Annotated in this window: 29 protein-coding genes and 2 pseudogenes; 20 read left to right on the forward strand and 11 right to left on the reverse strand. The window is 74.9% G+C overall.

Annotation, left to right across the window (positions count from 1 at the left end; translation table 11 throughout):
• Nucleotides 1–21: 21 nt before the first annotated feature.
• Nucleotides 22–942, reverse strand: coding sequence for a hypothetical protein (locus tag ACGFX4_RS03085; protein WP_393069739.1), 921 nt, complete (start codon nucleotides 940–942; stop codon nucleotides 22–24).
• A gap of 134 nt (nucleotides 943–1,076) precedes the next feature.
• Between ACGFX4_RS03085 and ACGFX4_RS03090 the strand changes: the two genes are divergently transcribed.
• The 3 genes from ACGFX4_RS03090 (at nucleotide 1,077) to ACGFX4_RS03100 (ending at nucleotide 3,595) form a co-directional block, all read left to right on the forward strand.
• Complete coding sequence (locus tag ACGFX4_RS03090; protein ID WP_393069741.1) at nucleotides 1,077–1,448, forward strand: YbjQ family protein; 372 nt, start codon at nucleotides 1,077–1,079, stop codon at nucleotides 1,446–1,448.
• Nucleotides 1,449–1,550: 102 nt separating this feature from the next.
• Nucleotides 1,551–2,411 (forward strand): RimK family alpha-L-glutamate ligase, encoded by an 861-nt coding sequence (locus ACGFX4_RS03095; protein ID WP_393069743.1) that lies wholly within the window; start codon nucleotides 1,551–1,553, stop codon nucleotides 2,409–2,411.
• Between the two features lie 92 nt (nucleotides 2,412–2,503).
• Nucleotides 2,504–3,595, forward strand: coding sequence for an FAD-dependent oxidoreductase (locus tag ACGFX4_RS03100; RefSeq protein ID WP_393069744.1), 1,092 nt, complete (start codon nucleotides 2,504–2,506; stop codon nucleotides 3,593–3,595).
• 401 nt (nucleotides 3,596–3,996) lie between these two features.
• Here ACGFX4_RS03100 and ACGFX4_RS03105 read toward each other — a convergent pair.
• Nucleotides 3,997–4,227: pseudogene (locus ACGFX4_RS03105) on the reverse strand (SMI1/KNR4 family protein); the annotation flags it as partial.
• 178 nt (nucleotides 4,228–4,405) lie between these two features.
• Between ACGFX4_RS03105 and ACGFX4_RS03110 the strand changes: the two are divergent.
• Complete coding sequence (locus tag ACGFX4_RS03110) at nucleotides 4,406–4,747, forward strand: hypothetical protein (protein ID WP_393069746.1); 342 nt, start codon at nucleotides 4,406–4,408, stop codon at nucleotides 4,745–4,747.
• A gap of 7 nt (nucleotides 4,748–4,754) precedes the next feature.
• Here ACGFX4_RS03110 and paaE read toward each other — a convergent pair whose 3' ends face one another.
• The 6 genes from paaE to ACGFX4_RS03140 all read right to left on the reverse strand — a co-directional run bounded on the left by paaE (nucleotide 4,755) and on the right by ACGFX4_RS03140 (nucleotide 10,290).
• The gene (gene paaE / locus ACGFX4_RS03115) at nucleotides 4,755–5,819 is read right to left on the reverse strand and encodes a 1,2-phenylacetyl-CoA epoxidase subunit PaaE (protein WP_393069747.1); all 1,065 of its coding nucleotides are present in this window, start codon (nucleotides 5,817–5,819) and stop codon (nucleotides 4,755–4,757) included.
• On the reverse strand, nucleotides 5,819–6,328 hold the full coding sequence (paaD, locus tag ACGFX4_RS03120) for a 1,2-phenylacetyl-CoA epoxidase subunit PaaD (RefSeq protein WP_393069748.1): 510 nt from the start codon (nucleotides 6,326–6,328) through the stop codon (nucleotides 5,819–5,821). Before paaD ends, paaE begins: the two co-directional genes overlap by 1 nt.
• Nucleotides 6,322–7,203 (reverse strand): 1,2-phenylacetyl-CoA epoxidase subunit PaaC, encoded by an 882-nt coding sequence (paaC, locus tag ACGFX4_RS03125; protein WP_393069750.1) that lies wholly within the window; start codon nucleotides 7,201–7,203, stop codon nucleotides 6,322–6,324. The genes paaD and paaC overlap by 7 nt, the downstream gene beginning before the upstream one ends.
• A 16-nt stretch (nucleotides 7,204–7,219) precedes the next feature.
• Nucleotides 7,220–7,513, reverse strand: a complete 294-nt coding sequence (gene paaB, locus ACGFX4_RS03130; protein WP_345699793.1) for a 1,2-phenylacetyl-CoA epoxidase subunit PaaB — start codon at nucleotides 7,511–7,513, stop codon at nucleotides 7,220–7,222.
• Complete coding sequence (gene paaA, locus ACGFX4_RS03135; RefSeq protein ID WP_393069753.1) at nucleotides 7,510–8,454, reverse strand: 1,2-phenylacetyl-CoA epoxidase subunit PaaA; 945 nt, start codon at nucleotides 8,452–8,454, stop codon at nucleotides 7,510–7,512. Before paaA ends, paaB begins: the two co-directional genes overlap by 4 nt.
• A gap of 123 nt (nucleotides 8,455–8,577) precedes the next feature.
• Nucleotides 8,578–10,290: a M20/M25/M40 family metallo-hydrolase gene (locus ACGFX4_RS03140; protein WP_393069754.1), complete on the reverse strand. Its 1,713-nt coding sequence runs from the start codon at nucleotides 10,288–10,290 to the stop codon at nucleotides 8,578–8,580.
• Between the two features lie 681 nt (nucleotides 10,291–10,971).
• Here ACGFX4_RS03140 and ACGFX4_RS03145 point away from each other — a divergent pair.
• Genes ACGFX4_RS03145 through ACGFX4_RS03155 form a run of 3 tightly spaced genes read left to right on the forward strand, consistent with a single transcriptional unit; the run spans nucleotide 10,972 to nucleotide 13,522 of the window.
• Nucleotides 10,972–11,907 carry an aldo/keto reductase gene (locus ACGFX4_RS03145; protein ID WP_393069788.1) on the forward strand — a complete coding sequence of 312 codons (936 nt, stop codon included), beginning with the start codon at nucleotides 10,972–10,974 and terminating at the stop codon, nucleotides 11,905–11,907.
• Nucleotides 11,908–11,943: 36 nt separating this feature from the next.
• A complete protein-coding gene (locus tag ACGFX4_RS03150) occupies nucleotides 11,944–12,531 on the forward strand; it encodes a TetR family transcriptional regulator (RefSeq protein ID WP_393069755.1) in 588 nt (195 codons plus the stop codon).
• Between the two features lie 46 nt (nucleotides 12,532–12,577).
• Nucleotides 12,578–13,522 (forward strand): ADP-ribosylglycohydrolase family protein, encoded by a 945-nt coding sequence (locus ACGFX4_RS03155; protein WP_393069756.1) that lies wholly within the window; start codon nucleotides 12,578–12,580, stop codon nucleotides 13,520–13,522.
• A 4-nt stretch (nucleotides 13,523–13,526) separates the two neighbouring features.
• On the opposite strand, the gene ACGFX4_RS03160 is transcribed toward ACGFX4_RS03155, so the two are convergent.
• On the reverse strand, nucleotides 13,527–13,793 hold the full coding sequence (locus ACGFX4_RS03160) for a GlsB/YeaQ/YmgE family stress response membrane protein (RefSeq protein WP_393069758.1): 267 nt from the start codon (nucleotides 13,791–13,793) through the stop codon (nucleotides 13,527–13,529).
• Between the two features lie 213 nt (nucleotides 13,794–14,006).
• Here ACGFX4_RS03160 and ACGFX4_RS03165 point away from each other — a divergent pair, with 213 nt between their 5' ends.
• The 5 genes from ACGFX4_RS03165 to ACGFX4_RS03185 all read left to right on the forward strand — a co-directional run bounded on the left by ACGFX4_RS03165 (nucleotide 14,007) and on the right by ACGFX4_RS03185 (nucleotide 18,160).
• A complete protein-coding gene (locus ACGFX4_RS03165; RefSeq protein ID WP_393069760.1) occupies nucleotides 14,007–14,840 on the forward strand; it encodes an SAM-dependent methyltransferase in 834 nt (277 codons plus the stop codon).
• Nucleotides 14,841–15,263: 423 nt separating this feature from the next.
• The gene (locus tag ACGFX4_RS03170; RefSeq protein WP_393069761.1) at nucleotides 15,264–15,962 is read left to right on the forward strand and encodes a response regulator transcription factor; all 699 of its coding nucleotides are present in this window, start codon (nucleotides 15,264–15,266) and stop codon (nucleotides 15,960–15,962) included.
• Entirely contained in the window at nucleotides 15,959–17,455 is a 1,497-nt protein-coding gene (locus ACGFX4_RS03175) for a sensor histidine kinase (protein ID WP_393069763.1), read from the forward strand. Before ACGFX4_RS03170 ends, ACGFX4_RS03175 begins: the two co-directional genes overlap by 4 nt.
• Before the next feature lie 106 nt (nucleotides 17,456–17,561).
• Entirely contained in the window at nucleotides 17,562–17,960 is a 399-nt protein-coding gene (locus ACGFX4_RS03180) for a hypothetical protein (RefSeq protein ID WP_393069764.1), read from the forward strand.
• Nucleotides 17,957–18,160 (forward strand): hypothetical protein, encoded by a 204-nt coding sequence (locus tag ACGFX4_RS03185; RefSeq protein WP_393069765.1) that lies wholly within the window; start codon nucleotides 17,957–17,959, stop codon nucleotides 18,158–18,160. Before ACGFX4_RS03180 ends, ACGFX4_RS03185 begins: the two co-directional genes overlap by 4 nt.
• Nucleotides 18,161–18,220: 60 nt before the next feature.
• Here ACGFX4_RS03185 and ACGFX4_RS03190 read toward each other — a convergent pair whose 3' ends face one another.
• Entirely contained in the window at nucleotides 18,221–19,087 is an 867-nt protein-coding gene (locus ACGFX4_RS03190; RefSeq protein WP_393069766.1) for a sigma-70 family RNA polymerase sigma factor, read from the reverse strand.
• Nucleotides 19,088–19,418: 331 nt separating this feature from the next.
• Between ACGFX4_RS03190 and ACGFX4_RS03195 the strand changes: the two genes are divergently transcribed.
• The 8 genes from ACGFX4_RS03195 to ACGFX4_RS03230 all read left to right on the forward strand — a co-directional run bounded on the left by ACGFX4_RS03195 (nucleotide 19,419) and on the right by ACGFX4_RS03230 (nucleotide 26,772).
• Complete coding sequence (locus ACGFX4_RS03195; protein ID WP_393069767.1) at nucleotides 19,419–19,907, forward strand: cysteine dioxygenase; 489 nt, start codon at nucleotides 19,419–19,421, stop codon at nucleotides 19,905–19,907.
• The gene (locus ACGFX4_RS03200) at nucleotides 19,904–20,323 is read left to right on the forward strand and encodes a rhodanese-like domain-containing protein (protein ID WP_393069769.1); all 420 of its coding nucleotides are present in this window, start codon (nucleotides 19,904–19,906) and stop codon (nucleotides 20,321–20,323) included. The genes ACGFX4_RS03195 and ACGFX4_RS03200 overlap by 4 nt, the downstream gene beginning before the upstream one ends.
• Nucleotides 20,324–20,379: 56 nt before the next feature.
• Nucleotides 20,380–21,474: an ABC transporter ATP-binding protein gene (locus ACGFX4_RS03205; RefSeq protein WP_393069771.1), complete on the forward strand. Its 1,095-nt coding sequence runs from the start codon at nucleotides 20,380–20,382 to the stop codon at nucleotides 21,472–21,474.
• Nucleotides 21,464–22,126 carry an ABC transporter permease gene (locus ACGFX4_RS03210; RefSeq protein WP_393069772.1) on the forward strand — a complete coding sequence of 221 codons (663 nt, stop codon included), beginning with the start codon at nucleotides 21,464–21,466 and terminating at the stop codon, nucleotides 22,124–22,126. The genes ACGFX4_RS03205 and ACGFX4_RS03210 overlap by 11 nt, the downstream gene beginning before the upstream one ends.
• A complete protein-coding gene (locus ACGFX4_RS03215) occupies nucleotides 22,123–22,845 on the forward strand; it encodes an ABC transporter permease (RefSeq protein WP_393069773.1) in 723 nt (240 codons plus the stop codon). Before ACGFX4_RS03210 ends, ACGFX4_RS03215 begins: the two co-directional genes overlap by 4 nt.
• Nucleotides 22,842–23,753 carry an ABC transporter substrate-binding protein gene (locus ACGFX4_RS03220; protein WP_393069775.1) on the forward strand — a complete coding sequence of 304 codons (912 nt, stop codon included), beginning with the start codon at nucleotides 22,842–22,844 and terminating at the stop codon, nucleotides 23,751–23,753. The genes ACGFX4_RS03215 and ACGFX4_RS03220 overlap by 4 nt, the downstream gene beginning before the upstream one ends.
• A 280-nt stretch (nucleotides 23,754–24,033) precedes the next feature.
• Nucleotides 24,034–25,782, forward strand: coding sequence for a glycosyl hydrolase family 18 protein (locus ACGFX4_RS03225; RefSeq protein WP_393069777.1), 1,749 nt, complete (start codon nucleotides 24,034–24,036; stop codon nucleotides 25,780–25,782).
• 69 nt (nucleotides 25,783–25,851) lie between these two features.
• Nucleotides 25,852–26,772, forward strand: coding sequence for a hypothetical protein (locus ACGFX4_RS03230; protein ID WP_393069779.1), 921 nt, complete (start codon nucleotides 25,852–25,854; stop codon nucleotides 26,770–26,772).
• Here the strand turns inward: ACGFX4_RS03230 and ACGFX4_RS03235 are convergent.
• Nucleotides 26,769–26,868 (reverse strand): annotated as a pseudogene (locus ACGFX4_RS03235) (IS481 family transposase); the annotation flags it as partial. The gene ACGFX4_RS03230 and the pseudogene ACGFX4_RS03235 overlap by 4 nt on opposite strands.

A 26,868-nucleotide genomic window follows, 5' to 3' on the forward strand; every position in this document is an offset into this window, starting at 1 on the left:
CCTCCCGGCCCTCCCGGTGGCTCAGCGCCGGTAGCCGCGCCCGGTGTCCCGCTCCTCCGCGTCCTCGTACGGCAGGAACCAGCCCTCGGGGTGGGTCGCGGCGAGCAGCGCCTCGGTCCGCTGGGCGGTACTGAGGTCGGGGTCGCCGTCGTCGGGGCCGAAGACGCCGAAGAGTTCGTCGGCGCAGCCGTCCCAGTCGTAGTCGTACAGGTCGGCGGGCAGGTCGCCCATCATGTCGGCGACGGACTCGGGCTGGGCGCCGAGCAGGGCGCGGGCGTCGCTGAGCGCGAGGCGCAGCGCGATCTCCTCGGCGAGGCAGCGGGGCAGCGGCCATTCGCCGAGGGCGAGGTCGTCGGCGAGGTCGTCGAAGGTACGGGCGAGGGCGCGGCGCCAGCCCCGGTGGAGGTGCCAGGTGCGGGCGGGGAGCCGCCCGAAGACGGTCCAGTCGCCCTCGTCCTCGTCGGTGACGGGGTCGTCGCCGTGTTCTTCCAGGTCGTCGTAGGCGGCGTCGGCGAGGCCGATCAGCTGGGTGTGCAGCAGGCAGGCGGTGCGCGGGGTGAGGGTCCAGTCGCCGCTGTCGCCGTCCTCGCTCTCCAGCGGGAAGAGTTCCGCGAAGTCGGGGGCGAAGTCGTCGGTGACGCTGATCTCCAGGGTGCCGCCGAGCGCCTCGATGCCGGGGATGGCGGCGACCAGCCGATCGGGGTGGAGGAGGGCCCCGAGTGCCGCGTTGGGGTCCTCGGAGACCTCGCGCAGGAGTTCCTCGCGCTGCCCGGCCGGGTCGATCCCGGCGAAGTCGAGGTCCTCGACGGCGGCGCGGGCGGCTGCGCGCAGCGCCGGCCAGTCGGTGATCCGGATGCCGAGCACCACGGTCGCCTCGATCTCCTGCGCACCGGAGTTCTCGGTGGCGCCCGGCCCCTGCGGATGATCGCTTCGCTCGCCCATGCGACAAGGTTTGCAGAACGCGGCACGGCGAGTCCACTGACCGGCGGACTGAGCTGTGGTCGGCCCGGGCGGCGCGCCGCCCCGCCCGGCGCGTCGGGCGCTCCGAACCACCCGCCGTCCCGCAGGGTGGGGGAATGAGCAACATCGACGAGTACGGCGGCGGGCAGCGCCCGTCGGACAGTGTCCTGGTGGTGACCACCAACGACGTGCCGGGCCACCGGGTCGACCGGGTGATCGGCGAGGTCTTCGGCCTGACCGTGCGCAGCCGGCACATCGGCTCGCAGATCGGTGCCGGTTTCAAGTCCCTGATGGGCGGTGAGCTCAAGGGCCTGACCAAGACCCTGGTCGAGAGCCGCAACCAGGCGATGGAGCGGCTGGTCGAGCAGACCCGGGCGCGCGGCGGCAACGCGGTCCTGATGATGCGGTTCGACGTGACGGAGGCGGCCGACCTGGGGACGGAGATCTGCGCCTACGGCACCGCCGCGGTGATCTCCCCGGTCGGCTGACCCCCCGACCCCTCCCGACCTGCGGAAACCGGTTGACACGGGCGCGGGTCGGGAAGGAGGGTCGGCAGCTGGTGATCAAGTGACCAGCGTTCGGGAGACTCCGTGACCAGCAGCACCCTGCCCGTGGCCTACGTGACCAGTGGGCTGATCGAGGATCCCGAGCTGTCGGCGGTGCTGGCCGCGTTCGAGCGGCTCGGGGTGCCGGCGGAGGCGGTCGACTGGCGGGACGGGTCGGTCGACTGGGGCCGGTTCGCGCTCGTGGTGGTGCGCAGCCCGTGGGACTACATCCTCGACCGGCCCGCGTTCCTGGCGTGGGCGGAGAAGGTCGCCGCGGTGACCCGGCTGGCCAATCCGGTGCCGGTGCTGGAGCGCAACACCGACAAGACGTACCTGCGGGCGCTCGCCGAGGCGGGCGTGCCGGTGGTGCCGACCGCCTGGGCGGCGCCCGGCGACGAGATCGGCGGGGGCGCCGGTGAGGGCTTCGCGCCGTGGCCGGAGCTGGTGGTGAAGCCGACCGTCTCCTCGGGCGCACGGGACACCGTGCGCACCACGGACCGCGCCGAGGCGCTCGCGCACGTCCGGACGCTGACGGCTGCGGGCCGCACCGCGATGGTGCAGCCGTACCTGCCGATGGTGGAGCGGGAGGGCGAGACCTCGCTGCTGTTCCTGGGCGGGCGGTTCAGCCACGCGATCCGGCGGCGGCCGATGCTCTCCGGCGAGGTCGGGTTCGAGGACGCGGTGCGCGAGCCGGACGCCGACCAGCTGGCGGTGGCCGAACAGGTGCTGGCCGCCGTGCCGGAGCGGGCGGAGCTGCTGTACGCCCGGGTGGACCTGGTGCGCACCGAGGACGGTTCGCCGGTGCTGATCGAGCTGGAGCTGACCGAGCCGCGCCTGTTCCTCACCCACCTGCCGGACGGCCCGGAGCGGCTGGTCCGCGCCGTGCAGGCGGCCCTGGGGCACTGACCCGGGCGGCTGCCCGGGAACAGCCGACCCGGCCGCGATGTTTCACCACCGTGACTGTTTACGGTGCAACAGAAGGTTCCGCGCCCCGTCCGGTGGACGTGGTGGTGATCGGCGCCGGCCAGGCCGGCCTGTCGGCCGCGTACCACCTGCGACGGCGCGGCTTCGCGCCGTACACCGGCTACGTGGTGCTGGACGCCGACGCGACGCCCGGCGGCGCGTGGGCGCACCGCTCGCCGTCCCTGCGGATGGCGACCGTGCACGGCTTCCACGACCTGCCGGACTTCGAGCTGCCGCCGACCGACCCGCAGGCGCCCGCCCGCGAGGTGGTGCCCGGGTACTTCGCCGCGTACGAGGCGAAGCACGCCCTGCCGGTGGTCCGGCCGGTCCGGGTCCGGGCGGTGCGGTCACTGCCCGACGGGCGGCTGCTGGTGGACACCGACGCCGGCCGGTGGACGGCCCGCGCCCTGATCAACGCCACCGGGACCTGGAGCAGGCCCTTCCTCCCGCACTACCCGGGGCACTTCGCCGGGCGGCAGCTGCACTACGCCGACTACCGGGGGCCGGAGTCCTTCGCCGGACAGCGCGTGGTGGTGGTCGGCGGCGGGGCGTCGGCGATCCAGGTGCTCTCCGAACTCGGCGGCGTCGCCGAGACGGTGTGGGTCACCCGCAGCGAACCCGTCTTCCACGAGGGGCCGTTCACTCCCGAGTACGGGCGCGCGGTGGTCGCCGAGGTGGAGAAGCGGGTCCGGCAGGGGCTGCCGGTGCGCAGCGTGGTGAGCGTGACCGGGCTCGGTCCGAGCGTCGCGTACCGGCGCGCGGAGCAGCTCGGGGTGCTGCAGCGGCGGCCCGTGTTCGACCGGCTGACCGAGCACGGCGTCGCCTGGGGCGACCAGGAGCTGCCGGTCGACGCGATCGTCTGGGCGACCGGCTTCCGCGCCGAGACGACCCACCTCGCCCCGCTGGGCCTGCGCGAACCCGGCGGCGGCATCCGGGTGGACGGCACCCGCGCCACCGCCGACCCCCGCATCCACCTGGTCGGCTACGGCCCCTCCGCCTCCACCGTCGGCGCCAACCGAGCCGGCCGCGCCGCCGTCAACGAGATCGTCGAACTGCTGGGCGCTCGGACCGGGCCCGGCGCCCAGACCTTCGGCGTCCCCGCGGAGGCTTCCCAGCTCGGAGTCTGAGGGGCTCGGTTCTCCCCGCACCGCAGCCGCTCCCTGAACCACTCGGCGAAGCCGATCTGCTGCCCCTTCTCGTTGCGCAGCGGCACCACGTCGCAGTGGATGCCGCGCCGGTCGGCCCACATCGTGCCGCGCTCGGGCCCGGTGACCACCAGCAGCACCGGCATCGGGCCGTGGCCGTAGGCGGCCAGCTCGATGACACCGGACCCCAGTTCGTCATCGAACGCATTGACGAAGGCGCGCTCGAACTCGTCCTCGGAGAGCCACAGTTCGGGCGGACAGTTCGGCGATCCGGGCTCGCGGGCGAGCACGTCGCGCAGCTCCGGCGAGCAGCTGTCGGGGAGCGGGAAGGGCTTCGCCAACGTGCTCACGTCGGTGGAGATCCCGGGGCCGTACCAGCGCCACCCCCTCGGGGTCTCCTGGAGGGTGGCGAGGCCCGGGCCGCCGGCCGCGACCTCCAGCAGGAAGGACCGGTAGTCGGCGGGCAGCCGGATGCCGTGCTCCGCCTCGGCCGCGGCCACCTGCCGCTCGGTGAGCGGCTGCGCGAGCCAGGGCCGCGGGCGCCAGAAGCCCCGTCGCGGAGCGAACGGCAGCCAGCGCTCGCGTATCCCGGTCCAGCGCGTCCCGTCGATCATGCGCGGAGCCTATCCGGCGGCTCGGCGGTCGTAGTCGACGGCTGACCGAGCGCGGCGTCGCCCGGGGCGACCAGGAGCTGCCGGTCGACGCGATCGTCGAACTCCTCGGCGACCCGCGGACCGCCGCCGCCCCGGCCGAGTCGGTTCCGGCCGGGGTCCGACCAGTAGGCTCGACGCCATGATCGACGACTATCCGTTCGCCGACGGCCGGAACGTGCTCTGGGAGCTGGAGGGCTGGCGCGGCGAGGAGTTGCACACCGAATCGACGCTCGACCGCGAGCACGTCCTGCTGGTCCGGCACCTCTTCGACCGGGGCCCGGACGAGTGGCTGCTGGCCGGCGTGTACCCGCTGAGCGACACCGTCAAGGCGGCGTTCCGGCAGGCCCTCGCCGACGGCGGGTGGGAGATCGAGTTCGAGGACGGCATCGACTACCTGCTCGGCGGGCGCCAGAACCTGCCCGACGGCAGCACCTGGCACCCCACCTCCGCCCCGGCCCCCGGCCCGATCCCCCCGCCGTAGGAAAGACCTAGCGGTCGTAGTCGACGGTGACCTTGTCGGTGAGGGGGCGGGCCTGGCAGGTGAGGACGTAGCCGGCGGCGAGTTCCTTCTCCTCCAAGGCGAAGTTGCGGCGCATCTCGACCTCGCCGTCGCAGACCAGGGCGCGGCAGGTGCCGCAGACGCCGCCCTTGCAGGCGAACGGCAGGTCGGGGCGGGAGCGCTGGGCGCCGTCCAGGATGGAGCGGTCGCGGGGCAGGCTGAGGGTGCTGGCCCGGCCGTCGAGGACGACGGTGACCTCGCTGGCCTCGCCGTCCACTTCGGCCTCGACCCGTTCGGCGACCGGTTCGTCCTCGGCGTGGAAGAGTTCCTGGTGCACCCGCTCGGCGGGTACGCCCAGTTCGGTGAGGACCTCGCGGGCGCCGGTGACCATGCCGTAGGGGCCGCAGAGCCAGTAGTGGTCGCTGCCGTCGACCCCGACGAGGTCGGCGAGCAGGGCCTTGAGCCGGTCCGGGTCGAGGCGGCCGCTGAGCAGTTCGGCGTCGCGGCTCTCCCGGGAGAGCACGTGGACGAGCTGGAACCGGTCGAGGTGGCGGTCCTTCAGGTCGGCGAGCTCGTCGGCGAACATCACGGTGTCGCTGCGCCGGTTGCCGTACAGCAGGGCGACCCGCGACGAGGGGTGGGCGTCGAGGACGGATCCGGCAATGGAGAGCATCGGGGTGATGCCGGAGCCCGCGGCGATCAGCACGTGCGAGGCCGGGGTGTCCAGCGAGGGGCTGAACAGGCCGGAGGGCGGCAGGACTTCGATGCTCTCGCCGACCTGGGCGTCGCGCACCAGCCAGCGCGAGAACAGCCCGCCGGGCACCTCGCGGACGGCGATCCGCAGCGGCCCGCCGACCGGTGAGCAGAGCGAGTACGAGCGGCGCTCGTCGGCGTCGTCGACGATCCGCCGCAGGGTGAGGGTCTGGCCGGGGAGGAAGGCGAAGTCCTCGGCGAGGGCGTCGGGGACGGCGAAGGTGACGGCGACGGCGTCCTCGCACAGCGGCTCCAGGGCCGCGATCCGCAGCTCGTGGAACGTCGGTCGGCGGACGGCCATCAGATCTCCTTGATCCGGTCGAAGGGTTCGCGGCAACTGCGGCAGCGCCAGAGCGACTTGCAGGCGGTGGAGCCGAAGCGGGACAGCTCCTCGGTGTCCTGGGACCCGCACTGCGGGCAGGTCACCACCCGCCGGGTGGGCCCGAGCCGGAGCAGTCCGCCGGCGGCCGGCGGTGCGGTGCCGGCGGTCGGCGGTGCGATGCCGGCCTCGGCGAGCTTGCGCCGGCCCTCGGCGCTGATCAGGTCGGTGGACCACGGCGGGTCGAGCCGCAGCCGGACGGCGACCTCGTGGTAGCCGGCGGCGCGCAGCCGGGCGTCGACGTCGGCGGCCATCTCGGCGACGGCCGGGCAGCCGGAGTAGGTGGGGGTGATCCAGGCGGTCACCGCGCCGTCCTGCTCGCTGACCTCGGCGAGGATGCCGAGGTCGGCGAGGGTGAGCATGGGCAGTTCGGGGTCGGGCACGGCGGCCGCGACCTCCCAGGCCCGGTTTCGGCTCAGCACGCTCACCACGTCGCCCCCGGGTGGGCCCGGGCCACCACCTGGAGCTCGGCGAGCATCGGGCCGAGCGCCTCGGTGTGCACGCCGTGCCGTCCGGCCCGGCCGTTGACGTAGGCGCGCGGCTGGGCCTCGGGCACGGTCAGGGTGGCCTCGGTGACGACGGCGCCGAGTGCGGCGAGCACCGGCTCGCGGAGCTCGGACGGGTCGACGCCGAGCCGCAGTTCGACCTCGTGCGGGGTGAACAGCTCGTCCAGCCAGGGCCAGAGCGCGTCCAGCGCGTCCTGCATCCGCCGGTGCGAGTACGCGGTGCCGTCGCCGAGCCGCAGCACCCAGGACTCGGCGTACTCGCGGTGGTACGCCAGCTCCTTGACGCCGCGCGCGGCGATCGCGGCGAGCACCCGGTCCGGGTGGTCGGCGAGCCGGAGGTAGAGCGCGTGCCGGGCGGTGGCGAAGAGCAGCAGCCGGGCCACGCACTCGGCGAAGTCGCCGTTCTCCAGCTCGACCAGCCGGACGTTGCGGAACTCGTGGTCCTCGCGCAGGTACGCGAGGTCGTCCTCGGTGCGGCCGCTGCCGTCCGCCTGGCCCGAACGGGTGAGCAGGTGGCGGGCCTGGCCGAGCAGGTCGAGGCCGAGGTTGGCGAGCGCCACCTCCTCCTCCAGCTCGGGCGCGCGGGTGACCCACTCGATCAGCCGCTGGGCGAGCACCAGGGCGTCGTCGCCGAGCATCCGGCAGTACGCGGCGAGGTCCTCGCCGTCCACACCCGCCGGCAGGGCGGTGTCGACGCCGAGCAGCGGGTCGGTGAACCCGGTGCCGTAGGCCCAGCGGGCCTCGCCCTCCGGCTCGGCGCCCGCCTCGGAGAGGGAGAGGTAGACGTGGTCGTCGGTCATCGTGTGGTCCCCGTCGTCAGATGTGCGGGACATCCTCGGGGATGTCGTAGAAGGTCGGGTGGCGGTACACCTTGTCGCCGCTGGGCGCGAAGAACGGGTCGCGCTCGTCGGGCGCGGAGGCGGTGATCGCGTCGGAGCGGACCACCCACAGGCTGACGCCCTCGTTGCGCCGGGTGTACAGGTCGCGGGCGTTCAGCAGCGCCATCCGGTCGTCGGCGGCGTGCAGCGAACCCACGTGGACGTGGTTCAGCCCGCGGCGCGGACGCACGAACACCTCGTACAGCGGCCAGCCGGCCTTGGACTCGCTCACTGCGCACTCCTCTTGCTCGCGTACGCCAGGGCCGCCTCGCGGACCCAGGCGCCGTCCTCGTGGGCGGCCCGGCGACGCTCGACGCGCTGCGCGTTGCACGGCCCGTTGCCCTTGATCACCTGCTTGAGCTCGGACCAGTCCGGCTCGCCGAAGTCCCAGCCGCCGCGCTCCTCGTTCCACGCCAGGGCCGGGTCCGGCAGGGTGACGCCCAGGTGCTGGGCCTGCGGCACGGTCATGTCGACGAAGCGCTGGCGCAGCTCGTCGTTGGTGTGGCGCTTGATCCGCCACGCCATGGAGCGCTCGGAGTTCGGCGAGTCGCCGTCCGGCGGGCCGAACATCATCAGCGACGGCCACCACCAGCGGTCCACCGCGTCCTGCACCATCGCGCGCTGCGCCTCGGTGCCGCGCATCATCGTCATCAGCAGCTCGTAGCCCTGCCGCTGGTGGAAGGACTCCTCCTTGCAGACCCGCACCATCGCCCGGGCGTAGGGGCCGTAGCTGCAGCGGCAGAGCGGCACCTGGTTGCAGATCGCCGCGCCGTCCACCAGCCAGCCGATCACGCCGACGTCGGCGAAGGTCAGCGTCGGGTAGTTGAAGATCGAGGAGTACTTCTGCCGGCCGTCGATCAGCTTCTCGGTCAGCTCGGCGCGGTCGACGCCCAGCGTCTCGGCGGCCGCGTACAGGTACAGGCCGTGGCCGGCCTCGTCCTGCGCCTTGGCCAGCAGGATCGCCTTGCGGCGCAGCGAGGGCGCCCGGGTCAGCCAGTTGCCCTCCGGCTGCATGCCGATGATCTCCGAGTGGGCGTGCTGGGCGATCTGCCGCACCAGCGTCGCGCGGTACGCCTCCGGCATCCAGTCCCGCGGCTCGATCCGCTGGTCGGCGGCGACCACCGCCTCGAAGTGGCCCTCCAGGGCCCGCTCGCCCGGCTCCGTCGCCGTCACTGTCCACCCACCTCCCGACCGTCCGTTCGGTCGGTTCCATTGTGTAGCCGGAGGCCACCCCCTGACAAGGATCGGCGGCGAGTCGCCCGCCGGACGGGGTCGCCCCGCCCGGCGGGCAGGCGGTCAGGTGCGGTCGCGCAGGCGCGGCAGCGGGACCGCGAGCAGGGCGGTGAGCAGGGCGATCCGGGGAGCGAGCTGGTCGATCCGGAGGTGTTCGTGGCGGGCGTGCGGGCCGGCCCCGACGGCGCCGAGGCCGTCCAGCGTGGGCAGGCCGCGGGCACCGGCCAGGTTGGTGTCGCCCGCGCCGCCGGCCGGGGCGCCGTCGAGCTGCTGGCCGAGCACCGCGGCGAGCGAGCGGACGTGCCGCAGCAGCGGGTTGCCGCTGCACTCGGGCCAGGCGGGGCGGCTGGAGAGCACCTCGGCGCGGACCTTGGCGCCGGGGCGCAGCGCGGTGAGGTGGGCGAGCGTGTCCAGGGTGCGGCGCTGGGCCTCGGCGGTGGCGAAGCGCCAGCCGAGCTCGGCCTCGGCCCGGCCGGCGATGACGTTGGCCCGGGTGCCGCCGGTGATCCGGCCGGTGTTGAGTTCGGCGCCGGGCTGGGCCAGGCCGCGGACGGCGACCAGCTGGTCGACCAGCTCGTCCACCGCGGAGACGCCGTGCGCGGCGTCGTTGCCGGCGTGCGCCTCGCGGCCGGTGACGGTCAGCCGGACCCGGGTGGAGCCGCGCCGGGCGGTCTTCAGCCGGCCGTCGGGGTGGCCGGGTTCGAGGCCGAGGACGGCGGCGGCGCCGGGGAGCTGACGTTCGAAGACCCGGCGGCCGCTGGGGCTGCCGATCTCCTCGTCGGCGACCACGACCAGCCGCACCGGGCGGTGCGGGCGCTGGCCCAGGTCGGCGAGCAACGCGAACGCGCCCTCCAGCAGGGCCAGCCCGCCCTTCATGTCGAGCACGCCGGGGCCGCTGAGCAGGCCGTCGCGCTCCTCGACCGGCCAGTCGGCGAGGGTGCCGACCGGCCACACGGTGTCGTGGTGGCCGACCACCAGCAGGTGCCCGAGGTCCTCGCGCTCGCCGGGCCATTCGAGCACCAGGTGGTCGCCGGCCGGGCCGGGTTCGCGGCGGGCGGTGGCGCCGGTGGCGGTGAAGCCCGCGGTGAGCTCCTCGGCGAGGGCGTCCAGCCGCCGGGCGTCGCCGGACGGGGACTCCATCCGGGCCAGTTCGGCGCAGCGGCGCCGGACCGCGCCGGCCAGGGTGCGGGCCCGGGCGGTGAGCGCCTGCGGTACGCCGGGCAGCGCGGCGGTCGCGGCGGTCGCGGTCGCGGCCGACTCGGCCGGGGCGGCGGGGGCGGCGGCGGGGGCGGCGGGGGCCTGTGCGGTGGGGCCGGCGGCCGGGGCGGTGCGGGCGGTCACGCTCGCCCGGGCGGTCACGGTGGCCGCCTTGACGTGCGCGGCGGTGGCGGTGGCGGTGGCCCTGGCGCCGGACGCGGGGGCCGTGGACTTCAGGGTGGGCGCTGGAGCGGCGGTCTTCACGCTCGGCGCGGCGGTGCCGGCCTTCACGGTGGGCGGCGCGGTGCCGGCCTTGACGGTGGGCGGCGCGGTGCCGGCCTTCACGGTGGGCGGCGCGGTGGCGGCCTTCGGCTTCGCGCCGGGCGCGGGAGCGGCGGTCTTCACGCTCGGGGTGGGGGCGGCCGACGGGGCGGGGCGGGGTCCGGCGGCCGCGGTGGGATGGTCGCCCTCGGGCGAGGCGTCGGGGGCGGTGCGTTGGCCCGCGGCGGTTCCGGCGGCGCCGGTGGTGGCGGTGGCGGCCGGTCCTGCGGAGGCGGGCGCGACGGTATGGGCACTCATCGCGCGCCCCCGGTGCGCCGTTCGAGCGGATGACGGGCGCCCGTGTGGCGGCGCGGTGTCGGGGTGGGCAACGCCGGGTGAAGCGACCTCGTGCTGGGCGACACTGCGTCCTCCTCGCTCGGTCCGGTGACCCCGGCTCGGCCCGGGGCCCGTGGACGTCGGCCGCGCGCGGTGCCGCCGGACACCGGTTGCGGGGGCCTGGAGGGGAGCCTAGAAGATTCGTTCGCTTCCCTGCGAGGTGGCCCGCCCACCGCGTGCCCCCGCCCGACCGGGGGGCGCGCACCCGGCGGACGGTGTCGTCGGGGGCGCGCGCGATGCCCGGGGCCTGGCGCGTAGTGCGGGGCGCGCTCGGCCGATCACGCCCTGTTCCCACCATCGCGCGTCGCCCGTGGTTCGGCAGCACGGCGCCGCTCGCGCCCGGCCCGAGCACGCCGGATGAGTGACGTCGGATCAGCCTTTGGTACCAGTCCCGGCCCCTCCCCCTCCCCACGGCCGCACCACCCCTTGGAATGACAGATATTGAAATCTGTCATCCGCCATGCCATGGTTGAGGGCGTCAGCACTCCGACTTCACGGGAGCCCACTGTGACCAGCACCACTCCCCGCACCGCGTCCGGCACCACCGCGCGCACCACCCTCGGCACGGCCGGCCCGGAGACCTCGGCGCTCGGCCTCGGCCTGATGGGCATGTCCGACCTGTACGGCCCGGCCGACGAGGCGGAGTCGATCGCCACCGTGCACGCCGCGCTCGACGCGGGCGTCACCCTGCTCGACACCGGCGACTTCTACGGCATGGGCCACAACGAGCTGCTGCTGCACGAGGCGCTGCGCGGCCGCGACCGCGCCTCGGTCGAGATCAGCGTCAAGTACGGCGCCCTGCGCGGGCCGGACAACAGCTGGCTCGGCTTCGACGGCAGCCCGGCCCACACCAAGGCGTCCCTGGCGTACACCCTGCGCCGGCTGCGCACCGACTACGTCGACGTCTACCGCCCGGCCCGGCTCGACCCGGCGGTGCCGATCGAGGAGACCGTCGGCGCCGTCGCCGAGCTGGTGAAGGCGGGGTACGTGCGACACATCGGCCTGTCCGAGGTGGGCGCCGAGACGCTGCGCCGGGCGGCCGCCGTGCACCCGATCAGCGACCTGCAGATCGAGTACTCGCTGCTCTCCCGCGGCCTGGAGGCCGAGGTCCTCCCCGCCGCCCGCGAGCTGGGCATCGGCATCACCGCGTACGGGGTGCTCTCCCGCGGTCTGCTCAGCGGCCACTGGCAGGCCGACCGGCCGCTCGCGGCGGGCGACTTCCGCGGCCACAGCCCGCGCTTCCAGGGCGACAACCTGGCGCACAACCTGCGGCTGGTGGAGGCGCTGCGCGCGGTCGCCGCGGCCAAGGGCGCGACTGTGGCCCAGGTGGCCATCGCCTGGGTCGCCTCCCGCGGGGCGGACATCGTGCCGCTGGTCGGCGCCCGCCGGCGCGAGCGGCTGGCGGAGGCACTGGGCGCCCGGGGGCTGGAGCTGTCGGCGGCCGACCTGGCGGCGATCGAGGCCGCGGTGCCGGACGGCGCGGCGGCGGGCGAGCGGTACGCTGCCGCACAGATGGCCCACCTGGACAGCGAGCGCTGACCAGCCCGCATCCACCCACCGGAGGACGTCCCCGCCGTGACCACGGACAGTACTCTCACGCCCGAGCAGATCCTGACCGCGGCCGAGGACGTCCTGCGTCGGTACGGCCCGGCCAAGGCCACCGTGGTCGACATCGCCCGCGCCCTGGGGGTCAGCCACGGCAGCGTCTACCGGCACTTCCCCAGCAAGGCGGCGCTGCGCGAGGCGGTCACCCAGCGCTGGCTGGACCAGGCGCACGCCGCCCTGGAGGCGATCTCCGCCGAGCCCGGCCCGGCCGACGAGCGGCTGCACCGCTGGCTGGCGACGCTGTTCGCGGCCAAGAAGCGCAAGGCGCTGGAGGATCCGGAGCTGTTCGCCACCTATCAGGCCCTGGTCGGCGAGCTGAGCAGCACGGTGGAGGAGCACATCGAGACGCTGGTCGCGCAGATCGCGCAGATCGTCCGGGACGGCGTCGACCGGGGCGAGTTCCGTCCGGCCGACGCGGAGTTCACGGCCCGCGCGGTGTTCCAGGCGACCGCGCACTTCCACGACCCGGTGCACGCGGCGGAGTGGAAGCACGACCGCGCCGACGCGGACTTCGAGGCGGTCTGGTCCCTGCTGCTGAACGGCCTGCGGGCCGGCTGACCCGTCCGGCAAAACCGTTCGCACCGCGGTCCGGCGGGTCGGCAGAATGACCACCCTCAGTCATTCTCACCTGGAGGACAACATGCCCGCCCCGATCGCCGCCCTGGACAGCCTGCACGGCCTGGCGCTCGGTGACGCCTTCGGCGACCGCTGGTTCTTCTCCGACGTGGACGAGGGGCAGCTGGCGCACGCTTCGCGCACCCTGCGCCCGGTGCCCTGGGGGTGGACGGACGACACCGCGATGGCCCTGGTCCTGGTCCGCCACCTGGTCGAGCACGGCGAGGTGCGGCAGGACGAGCTGGCGCGCGGCTTCGCGGCGATGTACACCGCCGACCCGGGCCGCAAGTACGGGCCCTCGATGCACCAGGTGATGCGGCGGATCCACGCCGGGGAAGGCTGGTACGCCGTCACCTCGGGGATGTTCGGCGGCCAGGGCTCGCACGGCAACGGCGCGGCGATGCGGGTCGCCCCGCTGGGCGCCTGGTTCGCCGACGACCTCGACCGGGTCGCCGAGCAGGCGGCGCTGTCCGCCGCCGTGACGCACTTCCACCCGGAGGCCGCGGCCGGCGCGGTCGCGGTGGCGCTCGGTGCCGCCCTGGCGGCCCGCAGCCGGGGCGGCGCGGCCCCGGCGCGGTCCGAGTTCCTGCTGGAGATCGCCGGGCGGCTGCCGGAGGGCGAGGTCCGCTCGGGTCTGCGGATCGCCGCGCGGATGCCCGAGGGCACCGGTGTCCGGCACGCCGCGGTGGTGCTCGGCTCGGGCGAGCGGGTCTCCGCGCCGGACACCGTGCCCTTCGCGCTCTGGTCCGCGGCCGGGCAGCCGGACTCGCTGCCGGAGGCCGTCTGGGACACCCTGGGCGGCTGGGGCGACCGGGACACCACCTGCGCGATCGCGGCCGGCGTGGTGGCGGCCCGGACGGGGCCGGGGCAGGTCCCGGCGCCGTGGTGGGCCGCCTGCGAGCAGCTGCCTGCCTGGGTCGCCGACGCGGCCTGACGGGTCAGCTGCGCGAGTTCCCGAAGACGATCCGGTAGGCGATCAGCAGCACCAGGGAGCCGGCGATCGCCGCGATCCAGGTCGGCAGGTCGAAGAAGCTCGCGCTGATCGACCGGTGCAGCACCTTGCTGGCCAGCCAGCCGCCGACGAAGGAGCCGGCGATGCCGATCAGCGTGGTGACGATCAGGCCGCCCGGATCCCGGCCGGGCAGCAGGAACTTGGCGATGCCTCCGGCCAGCAGGCCGAGGATGATCCAGCTGATGACGCTCATGTAGGTGTCCTGCCCTCCGTCCGCGGCGGCGAATCCGTGTCCGCCTCCCTCCTGAGGGGACGCGGACACGGCGGCGCCCGGTTCCGGCCGTCCGGGGGCCGCCCGAACGGTCGTCCGGCAGCGCGTTTCTGATCGCCCGTCGACCCGCCGCCGCCGACCGCATAGGCTGTCGCCCCGACCGCTGTGATCATGTTCGAGTGGAGGGGATCCGCCGTGGGGCAGGACAGCACGCGAGAGCCGGGTGTGACGCCGTCGGCCGATCTGCGCCCGGAGATACCGCACCCGGCCCGGATGTACGACTACTACCTGGGCGGCAAGGACAACTTCCCGGCCGACCGGGAGGCCGCCGAGCGGGCCCTGGCCGCCAACCCGGAGTTCCGCTCGACCGCGCGCGCCAACCGGGGCTTCCTGCAGCGCGCGGTGCGGTTCACCGCGGGCCTGGGCATCGACCAGTTCCTGGACATCGGCACCGGCATCCCGACCGCCGGCAACACCCACGAGATCGCCCAGGACGTCGACCCGCAGGCCCGGGTGGCGTACGTGGACAACGACCCGATCGTGCTCACCCACGCCCGCGCGCTGATGGCCGGAATGGGCCGGGGCCGCACCGAGGTGGTCCAGGCCGACCTGCGCGACCCGGCGGGCGTCCTGGCCTCCGCCGAGGTCCGCGAGCTGATCGACTTCTCCCGCCCGGTGGTGCTGGTGCTGGCCGCCGTGCTGCACTTCCTCACCGACGAGGACAAGCCCGCCGAGGTGGTGGGGACCCTGGTGGACGCGCTGGCCCCGGGCAGCCACCTGGTGCTCTCGCACGGCACCGCGGACTTCATCCCGGCCGAGATCCGGGACCGGGTGACCGGCGTCTACAGCAAGGCGACCGCGCCGCTGGTGGGCCGCAGCCGGGAGCAGGTCGGCGCGTTCCTCACCGGCAGCGGCCTCGACCTGCTGGACCCGGGCGTGGTGACCGTCCCGCTCTGGCGCCCCGACACCGAGCCGCCGGCCGGCGCCGACCGGGTCTCGATGTACGGCGCGGTCGCCCGCAAGCCGTAGCCCGGGCCGTGGGCCGCGGGCCGGACCGCCCGCGGCCCACCCCACCTCAGCCGAAGCGGCCGTTGACGTAGTCGGCGGTGCGCCGGTCGGCGGGGTCGGCGAAGATCCTGGCGGTCGGCCCGGCCTCCACGATCCGGCCCGGGGTGTCGTGGGTGGCGAGGAAGAAGGCGCAGGGCGGACCGCAGCGTCTCCTCCGAACGGTAGCCGGTCGCCGAGCAGGCGAGGCGTCGGCCGTTCGCCGCGCTCAAGGACCATCCGACCGTGCCGTCCTGGCCCCGGGTGGCGAGCAGCCGGGGCCGACGGTTGCCGCTCACTGTCGCGGACCGGGCAGTTCGGGCCGGCCCTCGGCCTGGCGCGCCGGCGGAGCCCTCTCCGGGCCCGGGCCCGCCCCGGTGGGGGCGCCGGCGTGAGAGGGTGCCGGGCATGAGCAACGGACGGGTCCTGGTGGTCGACGACGACGCCGCCATCCGGCGCGCGCTGGAGCGCGGGCTGCGGCTGGCCGGGTTCAGCGTGGCCCTCGCCGCGGACGGCGCCGCCGCGCTGGAGCAGTCGGCCGCCGGACCGCCGGACGTGCTGGTGCTGGACGTCTCGATGCCCGGCCTGTCCGGCACCGAGGTCTGCCGCACCCTGCGCGCCCGGGGCGACGACACCCCGGTGCTGATGCTCTCCGCACTCGACGAGCTGGCCGACCGGGTGGCCGGCCTGCAGGCGGGCGCGGACGACTACCTGGTCAAGCCGTTCGCGCTGGAGGAGCTGGTGCTGCGGCTGCACGCACTGCTGCGCCGTCGCCCGCCCGCGCCCTCCGACCGGCTGTGCGTCGGCCCGCTGACCGTCGAGCCGGAGACCCGCCGGGCCGCCTGGGCGGACCAGGAGCTGCAGTTGACCCGGCGCGAGTTCGAGCTGCTCACCCAGTTCGCCCGCAACCCGGGCATCGTGCTCTCCCGGGAGCTGCTGCTGGACCGGGTGTGGGGCTACGACTTCGAGGTCCGCACCGACGCGGTGGACACCTTCGTCAGCTACCTGCGGCGCAAGCTGGAGGCGGGCGGGCGGCCCCGGATCGTGCACACCGTGCGCGGCGTCGGCTTCGTGCTGCGGGCCCCGGCCGAGGACGGTGCGCGGTGAGGCTCGCCACCCGGCTCGCGCTCGGCGCCGCCGCCCTGGTCACCCTGCTGGTCCTGGCCGCCGGGCTGCTGCTGCTCCCACTGGTCACCGCCGACCTGCGCAAGCAGCAGGACGCCCGGCTCAACGACCGCGCGGCCGCGGTGCTGCCCGGGGTGAGGGCGCTGGTCACCGCGGACGGCAAGGGCCGCCCCAAGGCCGAGCAGAACCAGCAGCGCAAGGTGGTGGACTCGGCGCTGGACGCCGGGGTCCGGGTGGTCGCCGAGGACGGCACGGTGCTGCTGTCCGTCGGCCCGCAGCCCGCCGACCCGAGCCGGCTGCCGCCCGCGCCGAGCAAGCCGGTCACCGTCCGCGAGCCGGACGCGGTCGCCTGGCGGGTGCTCGCCGTCCCGGTGGACAGCGGCACCGCGCACGCCACGCTGTGGGTGTCCGCGCCCGCCGACGCGCCGGAGGCCCAGGCCCGGACCGTCCGCCGCCGGGTCTTCCTGGTCGCCGCCCTGTCCGCGCCGCTGGCCGCCGTCCTCGCCTTCGTCCTCGCCGAGTTCGCCACCGCCCCGCTGCGCCGGCTCGGCCGCCGCGCCGCCACCCTCGACCCGCAGGCCGGCGCGGCCGCCTTCGCCCCCGACCGCAGCGGCACCGCCGAGGTGGACGAGCTCGCCGACGCGATCGCCCTGCTGCTCTCCCGCTACGACGAGCAGGCCGCCCGCACCGCGCAGGCCCTGGACACCGCCCGCTCGTTCTCCTCCGCCGCCTCGCACGAGCTGCGCACCCCGCTGATGAGCCTGCGCACCAACCTGGACGTACTGGCCGCCCACCCCGACCTGCCCGCCGGTGAACAGGCCGAGGTGGTCGGCGAGTTGCGTGCCGACCACACCCGGCTGCAGGACCTGCTGACCGCGCTCGCCGCGCTCGCCCGCGGCGACCTGGTGGAGGTCTCCGCGTTCGGCCCCGTCGACCTGGCCGACCTGCTGGACGCCGCCGTCGCGGAGGCCGCCCGCCGCCACCCGGAGACCGTGATCACCGCCGAGACCGACGCCGAGCCGCGGGTCTTCGGCTGGGAGCCGGGCCTGCGGATCATGGTCGCCAACCTGCTCGGCAACGCGGCCGTGCACGGCCGCACCGCCGGGGCCCCGGCCCGGATCACCGTCCGCCTCGGCACCGACGACGGCCGGGCGGTCCTCACCGTCGACGACACCGGCCCCGGCATCCCGGCCGAGCAGCGCGAGGCGGTCTTCCGCCGCTTCCACCGCCGCCCCGACAGCCCCGGCTCCGGCCTCGGCCTCACCCTGGTCGCCCAGCAGGCCGCCCTGCACCGCGGCACCGTCCGCGTCCTCCCACCGCCGGAAGCCGCCCCGGACACGGCACCGGGCACGGCACCGGGCACGGCACCGGACGCCGCCCCGGGCTGCCGGATCGAGGTCCGCCTGCCGTTGCTGCGCCCCGACACCCCGACCGTCCCGCTCCCCCGCCACCGCGACTGGATCAGCGGGAACTGACCCGGCCCGGCGCCGGGCCGGGGAGGTCACAGGGAATCCACAAGAAGCATCCCTACTCTCCCCCGCAGACCGCGCGGACCCGCGCGGGTCCGGAAAGGGGAGACCCATGCTCGTGAACCGCACCGCCACCGCCCTCGGCGCCCTGGCCCTGGCCGGCTCGCTGCTCGCCGCCGCCGCGCCCGCGCAGGCGGCCAGCCCTAAGCCCGTCCCGACCGGGGACGGCGCGAAGGCGATCTGCAAGCGGCTGCCGAAGATCCAGGAGCGGGTCACCAAGGCCGTGGAGCGCCTCAACGGCGATGCCACGGTCGTCGGTTCGGTCGCCCGGATGGAGAAGCGGGTGGCCAACGCCAAGACCGCCGGGCACGCCGAGATTGGGACCTACCTGAACGACCGGCTGACCTTCCGCAAGAGCCTGCTGCCGACCCTGCAGACCCGGCAGAACGACCTGAAGGCGGTGGCCACGTGGTGCGCCTCGCACGGCGAGTCCGCCGGGGCGTCCAAGTGATCCGCCGCCGGACCGCCGCCGCCGTCGGCGTGCTGGCTCTCGCCGCGACCGCGCTGCTCACCGCGTGCGGCCCGAACTCCGGTGCAGCGAGCGGCAGCCCGAAGGACGACTCGGCCCAGGTGCAGCAGTACCAGCAGGCCGTGGACGCCGCCGAGAGCGCCGCGGCGCAGGCCGAGAGCGACGCGGCCGGGGACGAGTGAGCACCGCCCCGGGTCCGCCGCCCGTGGGGGGCGCGACGGACCCGGGGCAGCCGCGCGCCCTCAGAGCCGGGACAGGCCGGCCAGCCGCTCCGGGTCGGCGATGATGTACATCTCGACGATCCGGCCGTCCCGGACGGTCAGGCCCATCACCGACTGCACGGCGCCGCCGTCCGGCACCGCAGCCATCCCCGGCAGGCCGTTGACCAGCACCCGGCGGGAGACCGCCGCGGCCTCGCGGAACAGCATCGCCTGGCTCGCCACCTCGGCCGCGCCCCGGCGGATGATCGCGGACACCCCGGTGTCCACCCGCAGCACCACGTCCGGGTCGAGCAGCGCCACCAGCGCCTCGAAGTCCCCGCCGCGGGCGGCCGCCAGGAACGCGTCGACCACCTCCGCCTGCCGGGCGAGGTCCGCGTCGGGGGTACCGGCGCCCTGCACCTTCCGCCGCGCCCGGCTGGCCAACTGCCGGGTCGCCGCAGGGGACTTGTCCACGATCTCGGCGATGTCCTCGAACGGCACGGCGAACATGTCGTGCAGCACGAACGCCAGCCGCTCGGCCGGCGGCAGCCGGTCCAGCACCACCAGCAGCGCCAGGCCCACCGAGTCGGCGAGCAGCGCCTGCTGCTCCGGGTCGACCCCGTCCGGGCCGCTGATCACCGGGTCCGGCAGGTGCGACTCCCACTCCAGCGGGTCCTCCCGGCGGGAGGTGCGCGAGCGCAGCAGGTCCAGGCAGACCCGGCCGACCACGGTGGTCAACCACGCCGCGAGGTTGCGGACCTCCGAGACGTCCGCGCGGTGCAGCCGGAACCACGCCTCCTGCACGGCGTCCTCCGCCTCGCCGAGCGAGCCGAGCATCCGGTACGCCACCGCGCGCAGCTGACCGCGGTGCTCCTCGAAGCGCGCGGCGAGCAGTTCGTCCTGGTCCATCCCCCGACCCTCCCAGTACGTCCGATCCTCGTCGACCCTAGATCACGTCCGGCCGGCGGCGCCATCCGCGGCCCGCCGCGCCGTGGACGTCACTTGACGGGCGGGCGCCCGGTCGTGAACGATCGCCCCATGAAACCCGGCACCCCCCTGGTCTGCCGCCTGCACGTCGATCTGCGACGCCAGGCGAGCGACATGTGTGCCCGCTGACGCTCTCCCCCCAGCCCCGTGCCGACCTCCGGGGCCACTGAACCACCCCCTTCCGACCTGCCGTCCCCCGCCGCGCGCACCCTCGTGCCGCGCGGCGCCCCGGCACACCCCGAGGACCTGACACATGCCTGTCGATCTGGCGTCCCCGCACGCCGTCAAGCCGCTCTCGCCCAACGCCCTGCGCGCGATCGTCCGGGATCTCGCCGAACGCCCCGAGGAGTGGATCCACCGGGTCCGCCTCGCCCACGCCGACCGCTGGTACGAACGGCTGGTCACCGCCGACGACCACGAGGTGTGGCTGATCAGCTGGCTGCCCGGCCAGTCCACCGGCTTCCACGACCACGGCGGCGCCCGCGGCGCCTTCACCGTCGCCCTCGGCGAACTGGAGGAACTCGCCCTCGCCGGGCCCGACCACGGCCTGACGGTCCGTCGCCTGGCGTCCGGCGCGCACCGCGCGTTCGGCCCGCAGTACCTGCACGACGTCCGCAACACCTCCACCGGCCCGGCGGTCACCCTGCACGCGTACTCGCCGCCGCTCAGCACGATGTCCCGGTACGAGCTGCGGGCCGGCGGCCTGGTCCGCACCGCGGTGGAGGGGGCGGAGCAGTGGTGAGCGTCGACGAACTGCTGGCCCGGGCCCGGGCGGGAGTCCGCCGGCCCGGCCCGCACGAGACCCGGCAGGCGGTCGCCGGCGGGGCGCTGCTGGTGGACATCCGGCCCGCCGCGCAGCGCGCCGAGGAGGGCGGCATCCCCGGCGCCCTCGTCATCGAACGCAACGTCCTGGAATGGCGGTTGGAGCCCGGCGGGGCGTACCGGATCCCCGAGGCGACCGGCCCGGACCAGGCCGTGATCGTGGTCTGCTCGGAGGGCTACGCCTCCAGCTTCGCCGCGGCCACCCTGCGCGAACTCGGCCTGCACCGGGCCACCGACCTCGACGGCGGATTCCGCGCCTGGGCGGCGGCCGGCCTCCCGACGACCCGTCCAGTACCCGGACACGCCGCCGAATTCCCTGACGGGCCGCCGGCCTGACGCCATAATCAGACCAGTGTTCGAACCATCCGCGGCCACCCGCTAGGAACCCCTCCGTGATCACATTCGACGGCGCCGCCAAGCGCCACCCGGACGGCACCATCGCCGTCCGGGGCCTCGACCTCGACGTCCCCGCCGGGCAGATCACCGTGCTGGTCGGCCCGTCCGGCTGCGGCAAGACCACCGTCCTGCGGATGGTCAACCGCATGGTGGAGCCCACCGCCGGCCGGGTCCTGCTGGACGGCGCCGACGTCTCCGCCCTGCCGCCCGCACAACTGCGCCGCGGCATCGGCTACGTGATCCAGCAGGCCGGACTGTTCCCGCACCGGCGCGTCCTCGACAACATCGCCACCGTGCCGCGCCTGCTCGGCTGGGACCGCCGGCGGGCCCGCGCCCGCGCCGCCGAACTCCTCGAACTCGTCGGCCTCGAACCCGAACTCGGCCGCCGCTACCCCGCCCAGCTGTCCGGCGGACAGCAGCAGCGGGTCGGCGTGGCCCGGGCGCTCGCCGCGGACCCGCCCGTCCTGCTGATGGACGAACCCTTCAGCGCCGTCGACCCGCTGGTCCGCACCGGGCTGCAGGAGGAACTGCTGCGCCTGCAGTCCGAGTTGCACAAGACCGTGCTCTTCGTCACCCACGACATCGAGGAAGCCGTCCGGCTCGGCGACCGGGTCGTGGTCCTGCGCAAGCACGGCGAGATCGCCCAACTCGCCGACCCGCACACCCTGCTGACCCGGCCCGCGGACGACGGCGTGGCCGCCTTCCTCGGCCGCGACCGCGGCCTGCGGGGCCTCGGCCTGCGACCCGCCGACCACATCGAACTCCTTCCCGTCGGCCACCCCGCCCAGCACGACTGGGAGCTCGCCCTCGATCCCGACGGCCGGCCCCTCGGCTGGCGGGGCCCCACCGGCCTCCACCCCGCCCCCTCCTTCCACCCCGGCCGTGACACCCTGCGCACCGCCCTCGACGCCGCCGTCCTCTCCCCCACCGGCCTCGCCCTCGCCCTCACCCCCGACCACCGCCCCCTCGGCCTCGCCACCCGCGCCGCCGTCGTCACCGCCCTGGACGCCACCCCGCCACCGGCGGCCGGAGCCGCCCTGCCGGGCGCGGTCGCGCACACCTCCCCGGACGGGGGCCCGCGTGGACGGTGAGCCCCTGGTGCGGTGGCCGTGGATCGGGAGCCATCTGGGCTACCTCTCCTCCCTCACCGCCGACCACGCCGTGATCGCCCTCGTCCCGGTGGCCGTCGCGCTGGTGCTGGCCGTCCCGCTCGGCCTGGCGTGCACGCGGTTCCCGCGGCTCTACCAGCCGCTCGCCGCCGTCTTCAACGTCGTCTACGCGCTGCCGTCGCTGGCGGTCTTCGTCGTCCTGATCCCGTACACGGGCCTGGCCGAGATGGCCACCGTGATGATCCCGTTGACGTTCTACGCGGTCGCGGTGCTGCTGCCCACCACGGTGGACGGCCTGCGGACGGTGCCGGATCCGGTCCGGCAGGCGGCGACCGCGATGGGCTACGGGCCGTGGCACCGCCTGGCGGCCGTCGAGCTGCCGGCCGCGCTGCCGTTCCTGGTGGCGGGTCTGCGGGTGGCGGCGGTGTCGAGCATCTCGCTCGCGGCCGTCGGCGCGCTGATCGGCCGGGGCGGTCTGGGCTACCTGTTCATCGACGGCTTCCAGCGGACGTTCCCGACGCCGATCGTCGCGGGCATCGTGCTGGTGGTGCTGCTCGCGCTGGCGGTGGACCTGCTGCTGGTGCTGGCGGGCCGGGTGCTCGCTCCGTGGGCGACGAGGGGCGGTGCCCGGTGAACTGGCTGGCCTGGATCAACGACTTCCTCGCCGACCCCGCGCACCGCGCGGGCCCCGATTCGATCGCCGTCCGGGTGTCGGAGCATCTGGCGTTCACCGCCCAGGCCCTGTTCTGGGCCGCGCTACTGGCGGTCCCGCTGGGCCTGCTGATCGGCTACACCGGCCGGGGCGTCGTCGCGGTGACGGCGCTGACCGGCATCGCCCGGGCACTGCCGACGCTGGGCCTGGTGACGCTGGCGGTGCTGCTCGTGGGCGTCGGCGAACTCTCGGTCCTGGTGCCGCTGGTGGCGCTGGCCGCGCCGCCGCTGCTGGTGGCGGCCGCGGAGGGCGTCCGCTCTACCGACCCGGAGGTCCGGGACGCGGCGCGCGGCATCGGGCTGTCCCATCCGCAGACGCTGTTCCGGGTCTGCCTGCCGACCGCGCTGCCGACGCTGCTGGCGGGCCTGCGGACCGCAACCGTCCAGGTGATCGCGACGGCGACGATCGCCGCGTACGCGGGGCTCGGCGGTCTGGGCCGGTACGTGGTGGACGGCCTGGCCACCCGGAACTTCGCCACCACGCTCGGCGGCGCCCTGCTGGTCGTCCTGCTGGCGGTGGCCGCCCAACTGCTGTTCGCCGTGCTGATCCGCGCGGCGGAGCCGCCCGGCACCGGGGCCGCGCGCACCCCGACCGACCGCACTGACCGTTCAACCCGCACTCACCACGAGGAACTGATATGACGACCCGTCTGGTACGTACGCTGACCGCGGCCGCCCTGGTCCTGGGCGCGGCGGCCTGCTCGTCCTCCGCCGGCGGCGACCCGCTGGCCGCGGACGGCTCCGGCGCCCCCAGGTCCGGCGGTACGACGGTGGTGGTCGGCTCGGCCAACTTCCCGGAGAACGTGCTGCTGGCGTCGATCTACTCGCAGGCGCTGAAGGCCAAGGGCGTGAAGGTCGAGGAGAAGTTCAACATCGGCAGCCGCGAGGTGCTGTACGGGCAGCTGCAGAGCGGTTCGCTGACCGTGCTGCCGGAGTACAACGGCGCGCTGCTGGGCTACCTGGACGCGAAGAGCACCGCGTCCGGCACCGAGCAGGTCAACGCCGCGCTGAAGGAGAAGCTGCCGTCGGCGCTCGGCATCCTGGACTCGGCGGCCGCCGAGGACAAGGACTCGCTGACCGTCAGCAAGGAGACCGCGGACCGGCTCGGACTCAAGAGCGTCGCCGATCTGGCGGGCAAGTCGGGCGAGTTGGCGATCGGCGGCCCGCCGGAGTTCAAGACCCGGCGGGAGCAGCAGTTCAAGGACGTCTACGGGCTGACCTTCAAGGAGTGGAAGCCCACCGGCGACACCACCGCCAACGCGCTGAAGGACGGCGGGATCCAGGTGGGCAACGTGTTCACCACCGACCCGCGGATCGTCCAGTTCGGGCTGGTCCCGCTGGCCGACCCGAAGAACGTGTTCAGCGTCCAGAACGTCACCCCGCTGGTCAACAAGGCGGGCGTGGACGCCACCGCGAGCGCGGCGCTCAACGCGGTCTCGGCGAAGCTGGACACCGCCGGGCTGACCGCGCTGATGAAGCGGGTCTCGGTGGACAAGGAGGACCCGTCGGCGGTCGCCAAGGACTGGCTGAAGACCAACGGCCTCGGCTGACCGCCCCCTCCGGAGGCCCCGACCGACACCGGCGGTCCGGGCCTCCGGGTGGTTCCGCCCGCCGCACCGCACCGGGTCGAAGCCGCCGCGGGAAGGATGGTTGACGAACAGTCAGGACTCTTGACAGACGAGTGGTCCAGACCAACCATAGGGCTCTGTATCCACCGACCGGGACGCATCGTGGGGGTGTGCCCACCGGCCGCTCCTCCCTGCACCAGGCACCACCGCCGCGCGCCGCCCGGGCATGCGGCGCCCTCGGTATTCGCCTGATGGAGCATTGATGCGACTGCACCGACCCCTGCACGCCCTGCTCACGGCCGGCACCCTGCTGGCCGCCTCGCTGGGCCTGCTCGCCGCACCCGCGAACGCGGCGCCCGCCGCGGCCGGCACACCCCTGCCGCAGCACGTCTTCGCCCCCTACTTCGAGGCGTGGACCGGCCAGAGCCCGGCGGCGCTCGCCGCCCAGTCCGGGGCCAAGCACCTGACCATGGCGTTCCTGCAGACCCAGAGCAAGGGCTCGTGCACCCCGCTGTGGAACGGCGACCCGGCGATGCCGGTGGCCGCCTCCACCTTCGGCTCCGACATCGCCACCATCCGGGCCAACGGCGGCGATGTCATCCCGTCCTTCGGCGGCTACACCGCCGACAACACCGGCACCGAACTCGCCGACAGCTGCACCGACGTCAACGCCATCGCGGCCGCCTTCGAGAAGGTGATCACCACCTACGACATCACCCGGATCGACCTGGACATCGAGGACAACTCGCTGACCAACACCGCCGGCATCGACCGCCGCAACAAGGCGATCAAGCTGGTCGAGGACTGGGCCGCCGCCAACGGCCGCACCGTGCAGTTCGGCTACACCCTGCCGACGACCACCTCGGGCCTGGCGGCCAGCGGCCTCAACGTGCTGAAGAACGCGGTCGCCAACAACGCGCGGATCGACGTCGTCAACCTGATGACCTTCGACTACTACGACAACGCCGCGCACGACATGGCCGCCGACACCCAGACCGCCGCGACCGGCCTGTACAACCAGCTCGCCAAGCTCTACCCGGCCAGGACGCCCGCGCAGCTGTGGGGTTCGATCGGCATCACCGAGATGCTGGGCATCGACGACTTCGGCCCGGCCGAGACCTTCACCGTCGCCAACGCCACCACCGTCTACAACTGGGCCGTCTCCAAGGGCATCAACACCCTCTCCTTCTGGGCCCTGCAGCGCGACAACGGCGGCTGCCCCGGCACGGCCGGCTCGGACAGCTGCTCCGGCATCGCCCAGGGCACCTGGGACTTCACCCACATCTTCGCGCCGTTCACCAACGGCACCCCGGCCACCAACGACTTCTCGCTCGCACTGAACCCGGCCGCCGGCTCGGTCGCGCCCGGCGGCTCGGCCTCCAGCACGCTGTCCACCGCCGTGGTCTCCGGCACCGCGCAGACCGTCAACCTCTCGGTGAGCGGCGCCCCGGCCGGCGTCACCGCCGCGCTCAGCGCCTCCACCGTGACCGCCGGCGCGAGCGCCGGCCTCAACGTCACCACCACCGCCTCGGCCACCCCCGGCAGCTACCCGCTGACCGTCACCGGCACCTCCGCGAGCGGCAGCCACTCGGCGGTCTACACCCTGACCGTCACCGGCGGCGGCACCTCGACCCAACTCGCCAACGGCGACCTGGAGTCCGGCACGCTCGCCCCGTGGACCTGCCAGGCCGGCGGCGGCCTCGCCACCGGCCCGGTGCACGCCGGCAGCGGCGCCCTGCGGGTCGCCCCGACCGCGGGCCAGACCGGCGAGTGCGGCCAGAGCGTCACGCTCGCGCCCAACACCCGCTACACGCTCACCGCGTGGGTCCAGGGCAGCTACGCCTACCTCGGCGTCCGGGGCGGCGCCACCGCCTCCACCTGGACCAACTCGGCCGGCTGGACCAAGTTGAGTGTCCCGTTCACCACCGGCGCCAACGGCACCGTCACCGTGTACCTGCACGGCTGGTACGGCCAGGCCAACGTCTACGGCGACGACTTCTCCATCGCCTGACCGACCACGGAGCCGCACCTCCGCTCCCGGCCCCGGGCCGGGAGCGGACAGGCCCTATGATCCTCGACCATGAGTGACGGGTGGGGGACGGACAGCACGCCGGACTGGACCGCGCTGGCCGAACAGCACGAGCGCGAACAGTCCCGGCGCAAGCGGCTCCGCAGGGCGGGTGCGGTGGCGGCCGCCGTCCTCGCCGTCGGCGGGGTCACCGCGACCGCCGTCGCCCTCGGCGGCCACGCCAAGGGGGACGGCGGCGGCGCCGACCGGCTCGCCCTGGACGCCACCGGCGCCCCGACCGCGCCCACCGCCACCGCCCCTTCGCCGGAGGACGGTTCGGCCACGCCCTCCGCCACCGGCTCACCGTCCGCCTCGGCCTCGGCCTCGGCCTCCGGATCCGCCTCCGCCACCCCCTCCGCCACCAAGGCCGGCAAGCCGAGCGCGAGCGCGACCACCACCGGCCCGGCCGCCCCTCCGACCCCGCCCGACCCGCTGACGGTGATCTCCTCCGCCGCCACCGACACCGCGCCCCTCAGCCCGGTCGCGCTCTTCCCCGCCGCCACCCTCAGCGTCGACGGCAAGACCTGGACCCGGCTGGTCGACGGCTCCACGAGCACCTGCTGGCAGGCCACCACCGGCGGCCTCGGTGACGTGCTGGCGGCCCAGGGCTGCCGCTCGCTGCTCAGGGTCAGCTACGTCTCCGGTACCAGCGTGGTGACCGTCGGCGTCGCCGTCATGGACACCCGCGCCCAGGCGGACGCCGCGCAGGCCGCCCACAAGGGCCAGGTGCAGGGCCTGGTGAAGGCCGGCTCGACCGCCTACTGCACCTCCGCGGGCTGCACCAACACCCACGCGGCGATCGGCCGTTACGGCTACTACACAGTCTCCGGCACGACCAGGGGCGGAACGGCCGCGGACCCGGTGGCCACCGCCGCCGGGCCCGACTTCGCCGCCTACGTCCAGGGCCAACTGCTCGCCCGCGGCAAGCGCTAGGTGTTCTGACCCCAGAGGTTGGGAACGCGGCTGGCGGGTGGCTTTCCCCTGAGCGCAGTGTGTCCGCGGTGGTGATTGTAGGTGTGGAGCCAGTCG

Source organism: Kitasatospora sp. NPDC048365 (genome assembly GCF_043200835.1).
GTDB lineage: Bacteria > Actinomycetota > Actinomycetes > Streptomycetales > Streptomycetaceae > Kitasatospora > Kitasatospora terrestris.

Coding starts and splice junctions, on each gene's coding strand:
- ACGFX4_RS03085 (WP_393069739.1), bottom strand. CDS start 942: ATGGGCGAGCGAAGCGATCATCCGCAGGGGCCGGGCGCCACCGAGAAC.
- ACGFX4_RS03180 (WP_393069764.1), top strand. CDS start 17,562: ATGCTCGTGAACCGCACCGCCACCGCCCTCGGCGCCCTGGCCCTGGCC.
- ACGFX4_RS03090 (WP_393069741.1), top strand. CDS start 1,077: ATGAGCAACATCGACGAGTACGGCGGCGGGCAGCGCCCGTCGGACAGT.
- ACGFX4_RS03160 (WP_393069758.1), bottom strand. CDS start 13,793: ATGAGCGTCATCAGCTGGATCATCCTCGGCCTGCTGGCCGGAGGCATC.
- ACGFX4_RS03220 (WP_393069775.1), top strand. CDS start 22,842: ATGACGACCCGTCTGGTACGTACGCTGACCGCGGCCGCCCTGGTCCTG.
- ACGFX4_RS03195 (WP_393069767.1), top strand. CDS start 19,419: ATGCCTGTCGATCTGGCGTCCCCGCACGCCGTCAAGCCGCTCTCGCCC.
- paaE (WP_393069747.1), bottom strand. CDS start 5,819: ATGGCCGTCCGCCGACCGACGTTCCACGAGCTGCGGATCGCGGCCCTG.
- ACGFX4_RS03145 (WP_393069788.1), top strand. CDS start 10,972: ATGGGCATGTCCGACCTGTACGGCCCGGCCGACGAGGCGGAGTCGATC.
- ACGFX4_RS03140 (WP_393069754.1), bottom strand. CDS start 10,290: ATGAGTGCCCATACCGTCGCGCCCGCCTCCGCAGGACCGGCCGCCACC.
- ACGFX4_RS03110 (WP_393069746.1), top strand. CDS start 4,406: ATGATCGACGACTATCCGTTCGCCGACGGCCGGAACGTGCTCTGGGAG.
- ACGFX4_RS03230 (WP_393069779.1), top strand. CDS start 25,852: ATGAGTGACGGGTGGGGGACGGACAGCACGCCGGACTGGACCGCGCTG.
- ACGFX4_RS03190 (WP_393069766.1), bottom strand. CDS start 19,087: ATGGACCAGGACGAACTGCTCGCCGCGCGCTTCGAGGAGCACCGCGGT.
- ACGFX4_RS03225 (WP_393069777.1), top strand. CDS start 24,034: ATGCGACTGCACCGACCCCTGCACGCCCTGCTCACGGCCGGCACCCTG.
- ACGFX4_RS03155 (WP_393069756.1), top strand. CDS start 12,578: ATGACCACCCTCAGTCATTCTCACCTGGAGGACAACATGCCCGCCCCG.
- paaC (WP_393069750.1), bottom strand. CDS start 7,203: ATGACCGACGACCACGTCTACCTCTCCCTCTCCGAGGCGGGCGCCGAG.
- ACGFX4_RS03170 (WP_393069761.1), top strand. CDS start 15,264: ATGAGCAACGGACGGGTCCTGGTGGTCGACGACGACGCCGCCATCCGG.